This window comes from Pragia fontium, assembly GCF_900638655.1.
Taxonomy (GTDB): domain Bacteria; phylum Pseudomonadota; class Gammaproteobacteria; order Enterobacterales; family Enterobacteriaceae; genus Pragia; species Pragia fontium.
Genome location: NZ_LR134531.1, coordinates 867,703 through 880,069 on the forward strand (window position 1 = coordinate 867,703; position 12,367 = coordinate 880,069).

Sequence of the window (12,367 nt, forward strand, 5' to 3'; positions counted from 1 at the left end):
GTCCGTAAAAAGAACGTTGAAATATTCACTTCGTCTTACGGACGAGAGGGGATGTTTTGGAGTTCAACGTGCGTCGGGCTTAGCCGGACTACGGGCGCTCCGGCAGCTAAAGCTGCTACGACCTCCATGCCCGTCTCTCCCTCCGATTGAGTGTATGAGAATTTTATCATCCAATCTAAAATGGCTCCCACGGGAGCCATTTTTTTCGAGCAAAGAATCCATCACTAGGCTTGTTCGGCGCGTTTAAATACCAGTTCATTGCCCTGAGAGGCGGACTGTTCGAACTGATAACCTTCCAAATCAAAATCAACCAGCTGTTCAGCGCGAGTTAATCTGTTTTTGATAATAAAGCGGCTCATTAAACCTCGGGCTTTTTTGGCGTAGAAACTGATAATTTTATACTTACCGTTTTTCTCATCTAAAAATACCGGTTTAATGATGGTTGCGTTTAAATTTTTAGTCTGCACCGATTTAAAATATTCATCGGAAGCCAGATTAACCAAAATATCATCGCCCTGATCTTTCAACGCTTGATTCAGCTTATCGGTGATGCGTTTCCCCCAAAACTGATACAGATCTTTTCCACGGGCGTTTTCCAGTCTGGTCCCCATTTCAAGGCGGTAAGCCTGCATCAGATCGAGCGGGCGTAACACGCCGTATAAGCCTGATAGCATACGCAGATGCTGTTGAGCAAAATCAAAGTCTTGCTCATTGAAATCTTCAACATGCAGGCCGGTATAAACATCACCTTTAAAGGCCAGAATGGCCTGGCGAGCATTTTCCGGGGTGAAATCCGGCTGCCATTCGGCAAAGCGGGCTGCATTCAAACCGGATAATTTATCACTGATGCTCATCAGGCTAGCGATTTGAGCTGGCGTTAATTTACGGCAGGTTTTTATTAAAATTTTTGACTGATCCAGCAGCTCCGGTTGGGTGTAGCGCTCGGTGATCAACGGGCTGGTGTAATCTAAAGTTTTTGCCGGAGAGATAGTAATCAGCATAATCAGATCCTGTGATAAATATGTTTTTGCTACTTTAGCAGAAAGTGACAGAGGAAAAAGCGATGGATTTAATAGGGGTAGAGCACAAGGGATTGTTTGCTGTTTTTTTCTTTTATTTATCAATATATAACTGATGAATGGTGTGATAAAAAACCACGGCTTTTACTCTGAATCCACGTTACACCGTTGCGCCCTTGTTAAGTCATGTTATCATCAGTTGAGCCCTTTAATATAATGATGCCAACTCGCTTAACAATGAGACCTATCCATGACAGATAAACTGACCTCTCTACGTAAAATAACTACCGTTGTGGCTGATACCGGCGATATTGCAGCAATGAAGCTGTACCAACCTCAGGACGCAACCACTAACCCTTCACTGATTCTAAACGCCGCACAGCTACCGGAATACCGCAAGCTGATTGATGATGCGATAGCTTGGGCAAAAAGCCAGAGTTCCGATCGTGCTCAGCAAATCGTGGATGCATCCGATAAGCTGGCGGTGAATATTGGTCTGGAAATTCTAAAACTGATTCCAGGACGTATCTCTACCGAGGTTGATGCTCGCCTGTCATACGATACTCAAGCTAGCATTGTTAAAGCTAAGCGTTTAATCAAACTGTATAACGATGCAGGTATCAGCAACGATCGTATTCTGATCAAGTTAGCTTCAACCTGGCAGGGTATTCGTGCCGCTGCTGAGTTGGAAAAAGAAGGCATCAACTGTAACCTGACGTTACTGTTCTCTTTCGCTCAGGCTCGTGCCTGTGCTGAAGCGGGTGTTTATCTGATTTCCCCGTTCGTAGGGCGTATTCTTGACTGGTATAAAGCCAACGGCGATAAAAAAGAGTTTGCTCCGCAGGAAGATCCGGGCGTGGTTTCTGTTACCGGTATTTACGAATACTATAAACAGCACGGTTTTAAAACGGTTGTCATGGGTGCCAGCTTCCGTAACGTTGGTGAGATTATTGAATTGGCCGGTTGCGATCGCCTGACTATTGCTCCGGCATTGCTGAAAGAGCTTTCTGAAGCTTCGGGTGAAGTTGAGCGCAAACTGTCTTACAGCGGTGAAGTGAAAGCTCGTCCGGCGCCGTTGACTGAAGCTCAGTTCTACTGGCAGCACAATCAGGATCCAATGGCGGTAGATAAACTGGCTGACGGTATCCGTAAGTTTGCTGTCGATCAGGAAAAACTGGAAAAAATGATTGCAGACCTGCTGTAATTTGCTGCTGCTGTAGTTTACTGATGTGTTTTAAATACCGGCTAATGGCCGGTATTTTTTTATCTTCGACTAAAGATTAGTTGGTATAATACCGTACCATGACCTGAACCTATGCTAAACGCGGTTTGGGAAGCTATCTGATTAAATATAAAAGTAAAAAACAGCGCTTAGGCGAGGACAAGATATGAATAAATTACGCATTGGTTTGGTATCGGTATCCGATCGTGCATCTAACGGCGTTTATCAGGACCAAGGTATTCCGGCGCTGGAATCATGGTTAAAAACCGCACTAAAAACTGAATTTGTCACCCAGGCTCGCCTGATTCCCGATGAGCAAGCGATGATAGAGGAAGCATTGTGTGAACTGGTGGACGAACGAGGATGTCATTTAGTATTGACCACCGGTGGTACTGGCCCGGCGCGGCGCGATGTGACACCCGATGCGACCTTAGCCATTGCCGACCGCATTATGCCCGGTTTCGGTGAGCAGATGCGCCAGATCAGCCTGTATTATGTGCCGACCGCCATTCTGTCTCGTCAGGTTGGTGTTATTCGCAAGCAGGCGCTGATTATTAATCTTCCGGGACAGCCTAAATCTATTAAAGAAACGCTGGAAGGGGTAAAGGATCAGGATGGAAAAACCGTTGTAGCCGGTATTTTCGCCAGCGTTCCTTACTGTATTCAACTGCTGGATGGCCCGTATGTTGAAACCCATTCGGACGTTGTCGCTGCGTTTCGTCCCAAGAGTGCCATTCGTCATATCGATATTTAGTTTACTACTGTCAGCAAGATATCGCGGTGAACCGCACAGGATGTGCGTAAGTTATTGACTAGTAACTGAATGGTTGATGGCGTTTATGGTTCACAGGCCACTCCGTTAGTTTAATCAAAATAATACATTGCTGAACCCGGTGTGATGCCGGGTGCATGGCATGTACTTTTTCATTCATGCAGGGTTCACCTCTCATTTTAAATTTAGCCGATGGCGTTATGGCTAAGTTAAATACCAACTTTTTACCAAATTAAGATCCCCATCTATTTGTGTATTGTCTGGATTACGATATAGTAAAAATTAGTTTACAAGGACTGATTTAATTTTTTATATCCACCTCTAGATATTGATGGAATTTTATGATTCAGCAAGAAAATCGCCAATTAAATAAACAAGACTATAAAACGTTAACGCTGGCGGCATTAGGCGGTGCGCTGGAGTTTTATGATTTCATTATTTTTGTGTTCTTTGCCGTGGTTATCGGTCAGTTGTTCTTCCCGCCGGGGATGCCTCAGTGGCTGGTATTGATGCAGACCTACGGTATTTTTGCCGCAGGTTATCTGGCTCGTCCGCTGGGGGGCATTATTATGGCTCACTTTGGTGACTTGGTGGGGCGTAAACGGATGTTCTCATTGAGCATATTACTTATGGCGGTACCGACATTAGCGATGGGAATGTTGCCGACCTATGAATCTATTGGGATTGCCGCTCCATTGTTACTGCTGTTGATGCGTATTTTTCAGGGCGCGGCAATTGGTGGTGAAGTTCCCGGCGCCTGGGTATTTGTGGCAGAACACGTACCTAAAAAGCGCATTGGTCTTGCCTGTGGCGTGTTAACCGCCGGTTTAACCATCGGTATTCTGTTGGGATCGTTGGTGGCTACCGTCATTAATTCGATGATGAGTTTGGAGGCCATTCATAATGGTGGCTGGAGAATACCTTTCTTTCTGGGCGGTATTTTTGGCCTATTCGCTATGTATTTACGCCGCTGGTTAAAGGAAACGCCAATCTTTATTGAAATGCAGGCGCGTAAAGCGCTGGCAAGTGAATTACCGTTAAAGTCAGTGGTATTTAATCATACTAAAGCAGTCAGCGTTTCTATGCTGCTGACTTGGTTGTTGTCCGCTGGTATCGTGGTGGTGATACTGATGACGCCAAATTACCTGCAAACTCAGTTTGGTATTGAGCGAGTGATTGCGCTGAAGGCTAACAGTATTGCGATTATTGCCCTCTGCGCCGGTTGCATTATCGCTGGGGTATCTGCTGACCGATTTGGTGCCAGCAAGACGTTGATTTTCGGTAGCATCTTGCTGGGAATAGCCAGTTGGACTTTTTATCATTCAGCCACTAACGTCGATTTGTTGTTTGTGACTTATGGTTTAGCTGGGCTGAGTGTTGGCGTGGTGGGGGCGGTGCCGTTTGTCATGGTGAGAGCTTTCTCGGCTGAAGTGCGATTTTCCGGGCTCTCTTTCTCTTATAACGTGTCTTACGCCATATTTGGCGGTTTAACGCCGATTTGTGTCACGTATATGATGAAATTTACTCCCATGGCTCCGGCGTATTATGTGTTAATACTGTCGATCATTGGCTTATGTTTGGGTCTGTATTTGCGTAATGATATTGATGCAACGGAAGATGTAGCTGAACTGGAGCCTGTCGATTTGCAGAAGCAGGCGGTATAGATGGGGAATTAAGTGAATGCTCGGAATAGGTATTAATAACAAAGATAGACTGCTCATAAACCTTTTTTAAATGAGGTGCAGTGGATATTCCGGTCGTCATTAATGTAGAGAAAATATAACCATCGAGTGCGACCGGACAGGTAGGTTTTCGACTATGACGTGCGTCGGGCCTACCTTTCCTATGGGCACTTCGGTAGCTAAAGCTACTACGACCCAAACGGAAAGGTTTCCCTCCGTTTGAGTGCAGAAGATAAGAACTTTGTAGCAATTTAAAAAGCCTGCATTATGCAGGCTTTTTTATTTCGGGCGGGCGAATTACTTCGCTTTAGGTGCACCAATTGGCAGAACGGTTCGGCCAAATTGTTCGTTCAGTACTTCAGCCATGGCCAAGTAGATAGCGCTGGCGCCACAAACGATGCCTTCAAAACCGGCAACGTTCAGTAGTGCTTTATTGCCGGTGATATTACCAACCGACAGCATAAAGAACAGTATGGTCAGGCTGGCAAAGACAAACTGCAGTCCGCGGTTAGCACGTAGGGTTCCGAAGAACATAAACAGGGTGAAGATACCCCAGAGGGCTAAATAGATGCCCAGGAAGGTGCTATCCGTGGCTTCAACGTGGCCAATTGATGGAATTAACCAGATGCCAACGAGCGTCATCCAGAAGAAACCGTATGAAGTAAAGGCGGTGACGCCAAAAGTATTGCCTTTTTTGAACTCTAAGATACCTGCAATAACCTGAGCCAGGCCGCCGTAAAAAATACCCATAGCGACAATAGCGGTAGTGACCGGGAAGAAACCGGCGTTATGTATATTTAATAAGATAGTGGTCATTCCAAATCCCATTAATCCTAACGGACCTGGGTTGGCTAATTTATTCGCGTGCATAAATCCTCTGTACTCATGGGATGCTTGATTAATAAGTAAATTTTATCCGCCAATAACGATCTTCACGGACAATGACCACTTGTAAATAGTCTATTGGTATTACAAGTGACCGCGCATGATAATGAGGGTGAGGCACCGAGACAATGGTTTAGATCAGGATTAATGTAAAATTTTTTTTATTTCCCCCCTTGATGACAGACTTGCCGCCCCCATCTTATGTACAACGGTAAAACAGGCCTATGGATGTATAACTTAAAACAGCAGTTGAAAAGTTATTTTACATCCCCATATAGGTGAGTATGTGAACGAATATAGTTTTTAAGGGGAGAACATCTGATGGGTAAAATTATTGGTATTGACTTGGGTACAACGAACTCATGTGTTGCTGTTATGGACGGCACGCAGGTTCGCGTAATTGAGAACGCGGAAGGGGATCGTACTACTCCGTCAATTATCGCCTATACCCAGGACGGCGAAATTCTGGTTGGTCAACCTGCAAAACGTCAGGCAGTGACTAACCCACAGAATACGCTTTTTGCAATTAAGCGTCTGATTGGTCGTCGTTTTGGCGACGAAGAAGTACAGCGCGACCGCGACATCATGCCTTTCAGCATTGTTGGTGCTGATAACGGTGATGCATGGGTTGAAGTTAAAGGTCAAAAAATTGCGCCACCACAAATTTCTGCTGAAGTTTTGAAAAAAATGAAGAAAACAGCGGAAGATTTCTTAGGTGAGCCAGTGACTGAAGCGGTTATTACCGTTCCAGCTTACTTTAACGACTCACAGCGTCAGGCAACGAAAGATGCTGGTCGTATCGCTGGTTTAGACGTTAAACGTATTATCAACGAACCAACCGCAGCCGCTCTGGCTTACGGTCTGGATAAAGAGATGGGTAACCGCACTATCGCCGTTTATGACTTAGGTGGTGGTACATTCGATATCTCAATTATTGAAATTGATGAAGTTGACGGTGAAAAAACCTTCGAAGTGTTAGCAACCAATGGTGATACACATTTGGGTGGTGAAGACTTCGATAACCGTTTAATCAACTATCTGGTTGATGAGTTCAAGAAAGAGCAAGGTTTTGATCTGCGCAATGACCCGCTGGCAATGCAACGCCTGAAAGAAGCGGCTGAAAAAGCGAAGATTGAGCTGTCCTCTGCTCAGCAGACCGACGTTAACCTGCCGTATATTACTGCAGATGCAACCGGTCCTAAGCATATGAACATCAAAGTGACGCGTGCAAAACTGGAGTCACTGGTAGAAGATTTAGTTAATCGTTCTTTAGAGCCGTTAAAAGTTGCGCTGAAAGATGCAGGTCTGTCAGTCACTGATATTGACGATGTTATCTTGGTTGGTGGTCAGATCCGTATGCCACTAGTGCAGAAGAAAGTATCAGACTTCTTCGGTAAAGAACCGCGTAAAGACGTTAACCCGGATGAAGCAGTAGCTATCGGTGCTGCGGTTCAGGGCGGCGTGTTGGCTGGTGATGTGACTGATGTATTGTTGTTAGACGTAACTCCACTGTCTCTGGGTATCGAGACCATGGGTGGCGTAATGACTTCATTAATTTCTAAGAACACCACTATCCCAACTAAACATAGCCAAGTGTTCTCAACGGCGGAAGATAACCAGTCTGCGGTAACAATTCATGTTCTGCAGGGTGAGCGTAAACGTGCGGCGGATAACAAGTCACTGGGTCAGTTCAATCTGGACGGTATCCAATCTGCACCACGCGGTATGCCGCAAATCGAAGTAACTTTCGATATCGATGCGGATGGTATTCTGCATGTGTCAGCGAAAGATAAGAACAGTGGTCGTGAGCAAAACATCACCATTAAGGCATCTTCTGGTCTGAATGAAGAAGAAATCCAAAAAATGGTGCGTGAAGCAGAAGCCAACGCCGATGCTGACCGTAAGTTTGAAGAGTTAGTACAAACTCGTAACCAAGGTGACCACCTGTTACACAGCACGCGTAAACAAGTGACCGAAGCAGGTGACCAATTACCAGCTGATGATAAAACGGCTATTGAGTCTGCATTAAGCGCGCTGGAAACTTCGCTGAAAGGTGAAGATAAAGCCGATATCGAAGCGAAGATTCAGGCACTGGTTGAAGTATCCGGTAAGCTGATGGAAATGGCACAACAGCAGCACGCTGAAAGTGCTTCCGCAGGCGCCGACGCTGGCCAGAGCAAAGACGACGATGTTGTTGATGCAGAGTTCGAAGAAGTTAAAGACAAAAAGTAATCGCCCTTGAGCGGGCACGGTAATGATACTGAAAATATGGTATTGTTAACGGAACTTGGCACGGGCGTTGAGGAAACTCTACGCCCGTGTACGCATATATAGGGTAAAGTCCACAGATGGCGAAGAAAGACTATTACGAAATTTTAGGCGTAAGCCGTGACGCGGATGAGCGTGAAATTAAAAAAGCGTATAAGCGTTTAGCGATGAAACATCACCCGGATAGAAATCAGGGTGATAAAGAGTCTGAAGAGAAATTCAAGGAAATCAAAGAAGCCTATGAAATTCTGACCGATGCGAATAAAAAAGCAGCCTATGACCAATATGGTCACGCAGCCTTTGAACAAGGCGGCATGGGTGGCGGCGGAGGTTTCGGCGGCGGCGGCGGTGATTTCAACGATATCTTTGGTGATGTGTTTGGTGACATTTTCGGCGGTCGACGTCAGCGCGCAAGCAGAGGGTCTGACCTGCAATATAATATGGCGCTAACGCTAGAAGAGGCTGTCCGAGGCGTAACCAAAGAGATCCGTATTCCGACACTGGCTGAGTGTGATGTATGTCATGGCAGCGGTGCCAAGGCAGGAACGTCCTCAACCACCTGTTCGACCTGTCATGGTGCTGGTCAAGTGCAGATGCGCCAAGGGTTCTTTGCGGTTCAACAAACCTGTCCTACCTGTCATGGACGCGGCAAAATCATTAAAGATCCATGCACCAAATGTCATGGTCAGGGTCGGGTAGAGAAGACCAAAACGCTATCGGTTAAAATTCCTGCCGGAGTTGATACGGGCGATCGTGTACGTTTATCCGGCGAAGGTGAAGCGGGTGAGAACGGCGCACCAGCGGGCGATTTATACGTTCAGGTTCAGGTTAAACAGCACCCAATTTTTGAACGCGATGGCAATAATCTTTACTGTGAAGTACCGATTAACTTTGCTATGGCGGCGTTAGGTGGCGAAATTGAAGTCCCAACCTTAGATGGTCGGGTTAACCTGAAAGTCCCTGCGGAGACCCAAACTGGCAAACTATTCCGTATGCGCGGTAAAGGTGTGAAGTCGGTGCGTGGTGGAAGCCAAGGCGATCTGCTATGCCGTGTAGTGGTTGAGACCCCAGTTAAGCTAAACGACAAGCAAAAACAGTTGCTGCGTGAGCTTGAGGAATCTCTCGGTGGAGATAAAGGCGCGAAGAATAGCCCGCGTTCTAAATCCTTTCTGGACGGCGTGAAGAAATTCTTTGATGACCTGAAAGGCTAACGACCAGACGCAATCGCAATATACTGAAAAATACCCAATCAATGATTGGGTATTTTTTTGTCTTGGCGATCGCAATAGATAACAAATGCTATTCTATAGTTGTAGGGCGTTTTTTATTTGGTTGGGTGTTTTTTGATGTTATTGAAATGACTAATTGATTATTAAGAAAAAATTTAAATTTCGTTCATGAATTCACGCTGTCTATTGGCGATTTACTGCTGAGTTTTACTTGGTTTTTAGTTTTTTACTTTACTTTAATAAATTAACTGAGATTTTATAGTATTATTGCGTGATTCTATATCAAACAATAACAGTCATGTACCTGATCTCAGGTATTGAAGGAGCCGTAATCACTATGACTCACTATCTACGCCAATTTCTTAAATTAGAAGCCTCGGGCGGTATTTTATTAATCATTGCCGCACTTATTGCCATGGGAATGGCTAACTCGCCTTTACAGACCGCCTATGAAGGATTTTTGCATCTTCCGGTGGTGATTCAATTTGCTTCTCTGGATTTAAGTAATTCGCTGGCCCATTGGATTAATGATGGCCTAATGGCGATTTTTTTCTTGGTGATTGGGCTTGAGGTTAAAAAAGAGCTAATAGAAGGCTCTCTGGCCGGAAAGGATAAGGCGTTATTTCCTGTAGTTGCCGCCGTCGGTGGGATGATTTTACCCGCTGCGGTTTACCTGATGTTTAATTTCAATGATCAGGTGACTCGTACCGGATGGGCGATTCCGGCCGCGACCGATATTGCTTTTGCCCTTGGTGTGATGGCATTGCTGGGTAGCAGAGTACCGACCAGCCTGAAAGCTTTCTTGATGGCGTTAGCTATTATTGATGATTTAGGCGCCATTATTATTATCGCTCTGTTTTACACCAAAGAGCTGTCTATGGTAGCGCTGGCAGGAGCCGCTCTGACCATTGTGGTTATGGCAGTGATGAACTGGCGTGGGGTGGGTAATAAACTGGCTTATATCATCGTTGGTGCCGTGCTATGGGTATTTATGCTCAAGTCTGGCATACATGCAACGCTGGCTGGAGTGATTACCGGGTTCTTTATTCCATTAAACGGAGCAGAAAAGAGTAAACCGCTGGATAGTTTGATCCATCAACTGCATCCCTGGGTGACCTACTTTATTTTACCGGTGTTTGCTTTTGCTAATGCAGGGGTTGCTCTGACCGGCGTTACGCTGAGCTCTCTGGGCGGTATATTGCCGCTGGGTATCATGCTGGGTCTGGTGGTGGGTAAACCTATTGGTATTTTCGGTTTTTGCTGGTTAGCGCTAAAAGCAGGTTTGGTTCGTATGCCTGAATCTATCAACCTGAAACATATTTTTTCTGTGTCGGTGTTGTGTGGTATTGGTTTTACCATGTCGATATTTATTTCGTCATTGGCGTTTGAAGGGTTGTCGGATGAATATATTACCTACTCGCGCTTAGGTATTTTGATCGGTTCAACAGTAGCGGCTATTTTGGGCTACTTCTTGTTAAAGCTATCGTTAGGCAATCGCCGAATCGTTGAAGAAGATGCGTAACAGCACGAAGTTTTAACGAAAAGTATCATCAATACGTCTGGTTAACGTGAAGGTTAGTCAGGCGTTTTTTATTGTGGCAGGGAATTGATATCTAAACAGGTTCTAAATCGCAGGCATAAAAAAAACCGGCATAGCCGGTTTTTTTTAGAAACGCTCAACGATTACTGCATAGCGTTGATTTGTGCAACCAGGTTTGACTTATGACGCGCAGCTTTATTCTTATGAATTAAGCCTTTTGCTGCCTGACGGTCAACAATAGGTTGCATGTCATTAAATGCTGCTTGCGCGGCTGGTTTGTCACCTGCTGCAATCGCCATTTGTACTTTCTTGATGAAGGTACGCATCATAGAGCGACGGCTTGCATTATGCTTACGGCGCTTTTCTGACTGGATGGCGCGTTTCTTAGCTGATTTGATATTAGCCAAGGTCCAACTCCCAAATAGTTTCTTGAGGACATTCTAAAGGCGAAGGAATATGCCCTTTCGACCTTCTTTTGTCAACGGATTTGTGCAAATTAGCGCCGCCATTTCCCATTTTTTTACAAAAAAGAAGCGACGACACCGCGGTTATCGATGGCGCAGAATTCTAACAGCTTTGCCTGACGGAATACAGTAATTAACGCGTTTTCTTTAATGCATCCGTTGAAGAGGGCTATGTTACCACTTATTGAGCGGCAATATTCATAACAAATTTGCCTGAGAATCAGAAAATAGTGGAAGATTTTCGCTTATCTTGTAATCGCTGGTTAACCTTAGCCGCCGCAGTTGCTATAATCGGCGACTTCCACTAGTACAGATCCCAGAGCTGAGTTATGGAGCTGATTCGCGGCATACACAATATCCGACCTCGTCATCACGGATGCGTTTTGACAATCGGTAACTTTGATGGAGTTCATCTTGGTCATCAGGCGCTGCTACGTCAGTTGAAACGGGAAGGAAAGCGATTGGGGCTTCCTACCATGGTGATGATTTTTGAACCTCAGCCTTTAGAGCTATTTGCACCAGAGCAGGCGCCGGCGCGGTTGACCCGGTTGCGTGATAAATGTAGATATCTGGCGCAGGCGGGTATTGATTATCTGCTGTGCGTTAATTTTGACGCTGATTTTGCGGCCAACAGCGCAGAAGATTTTATTTCTCAGTTGCTGGTTGATTTGTTGGGTGTTAAGTTTTTGATGGTCGGCGATGACTTTCGCTTTGGCGCTAAGCGGCAGGGGGATTTTTCACTGCTGCAAAAAGCCGGCGAAAAATATGGTTTTTCCGTTGCTGATAGCGAGAGTTTCTGTGAATCAGGTAAACGCATCAGCAGCACTATGATTCGCCGTGCTCTGCACGACGATGAACTCACATTGGTCGAGTCTTTATTGGGGCGTCCATACAGTATTTGTGGACGCGTCGTTCATGGCGATGCGTTGGGACGAACCATTGGTTTTCCAACGGCGAATATACCGATGAAACGTTTAGTGACTCCGGTTAAAGGGGTTTACGCCGTTGAAGTGTTGGGACTGAACGATAAACCATTGCCCGGCGTAGCCAATATTGGAACTCGCCCAACGGTTTCAGGGGTTCGCCAACAGCTTGAAGTGCATTTATTAGACGTTGATATGGACCTGTATGGTCGCCATATTGATGTAGTAATTAGAAAAAAAATACGTAGTGAGCAGCGTTTTACATCGCTGGACGCTTTAAAACAGCAGATTGAAAATGATGTCGTGTCCGCCCGCCAATATTTTGGACAAACGGTACGAACTTAATTTCTAGCCGAGATATGG

Annotated in this window: 10 protein-coding genes; 7 read left to right on the plus strand and 3 right to left on the minus strand. The window is 45.5% G+C overall.

The window, feature by feature from the left end; genetic code table 11:
- Positions 1 to 224: 224 nt before the first annotated feature.
- Positions 225 to 1,001 carry a peroxide stress protein YaaA gene (gene yaaA / locus EL341_RS03530; protein ID WP_074820160.1) on the minus strand — a complete coding sequence of 259 codons (777 nt, stop codon included), beginning with the start codon at positions 999 to 1,001 and terminating at the stop codon, positions 225 to 227.
- Between the two features lie 268 nt (positions 1,002 to 1,269).
- Between yaaA and tal the strand changes: the two genes are divergently transcribed.
- The 3 genes from tal (at position 1,270) to EL341_RS03545 (ending at position 4,677) form a co-directional block, all read left to right on the plus strand.
- A complete protein-coding gene (tal, locus tag EL341_RS03535) occupies positions 1,270 to 2,223 on the plus strand; it encodes a transaldolase (RefSeq protein ID WP_074820157.1) in 954 nt (317 codons plus the stop codon).
- Between the two features lie 184 nt (positions 2,224 to 2,407).
- The gene (mog, locus tag EL341_RS03540; RefSeq protein ID WP_047780074.1) at positions 2,408 to 2,995 is read left to right on the plus strand and encodes a molybdopterin adenylyltransferase; all 588 of its coding nucleotides are present in this window, start codon (positions 2,408 to 2,410) and stop codon (positions 2,993 to 2,995) included.
- A 359-nt stretch (positions 2,996 to 3,354) separates the two neighbouring features.
- Positions 3,355 to 4,677, plus strand: a complete 1,323-nt coding sequence (locus EL341_RS03545; RefSeq protein ID WP_126467041.1) for an MFS transporter — start codon at positions 3,355 to 3,357, stop codon at positions 4,675 to 4,677.
- A gap of 315 nt (positions 4,678 to 4,992) precedes the next feature.
- On the opposite strand, the gene satP is transcribed toward EL341_RS03545, so the two are convergent.
- Positions 4,993 to 5,565, minus strand: coding sequence for an acetate uptake transporter (gene satP, locus EL341_RS03550; protein WP_126467043.1), 573 nt, complete (start codon positions 5,563 to 5,565; stop codon positions 4,993 to 4,995).
- 336 nt (positions 5,566 to 5,901) lie between these two features.
- Here satP and dnaK point away from each other — a divergent pair, with 336 nt between their 5' ends.
- The 3 genes from dnaK to nhaA all read left to right on the plus strand — a co-directional run bounded on the left by dnaK (position 5,902) and on the right by nhaA (position 10,599).
- Entirely contained in the window at positions 5,902 to 7,812 is a 1,911-nt protein-coding gene (gene dnaK, locus EL341_RS03555) for a molecular chaperone DnaK (protein ID WP_047780077.1), read from the plus strand.
- A gap of 116 nt (positions 7,813 to 7,928) precedes the next feature.
- A complete protein-coding gene (gene dnaJ, locus EL341_RS03560) occupies positions 7,929 to 9,059 on the plus strand; it encodes a molecular chaperone DnaJ (protein ID WP_047780078.1) in 1,131 nt (376 codons plus the stop codon).
- A 355-nt stretch (positions 9,060 to 9,414) separates the two neighbouring features.
- The gene (gene nhaA / locus EL341_RS03565) at positions 9,415 to 10,599 is read left to right on the plus strand and encodes a Na+/H+ antiporter NhaA (RefSeq protein WP_074820154.1); all 1,185 of its coding nucleotides are present in this window, start codon (positions 9,415 to 9,417) and stop codon (positions 10,597 to 10,599) included.
- A 161-nt stretch (positions 10,600 to 10,760) separates the two neighbouring features.
- Here the strand turns inward: nhaA and rpsT are convergent, their stop codons facing one another.
- The gene (rpsT, locus tag EL341_RS03570; RefSeq protein ID WP_047780080.1) at positions 10,761 to 11,024 is read right to left on the minus strand and encodes a 30S ribosomal protein S20; all 264 of its coding nucleotides are present in this window, start codon (positions 11,022 to 11,024) and stop codon (positions 10,761 to 10,763) included.
- 386 nt (positions 11,025 to 11,410) lie between these two features.
- On the opposite strand from rpsT, the gene ribF reads away from it, so the two are divergent.
- The gene (gene ribF / locus EL341_RS03580) at positions 11,411 to 12,349 is read left to right on the plus strand and encodes a bifunctional riboflavin kinase/FAD synthetase (protein ID WP_047780081.1); all 939 of its coding nucleotides are present in this window, start codon (positions 11,411 to 11,413) and stop codon (positions 12,347 to 12,349) included.
- Positions 12,350 to 12,367: the final 18 nt, after the last annotated feature.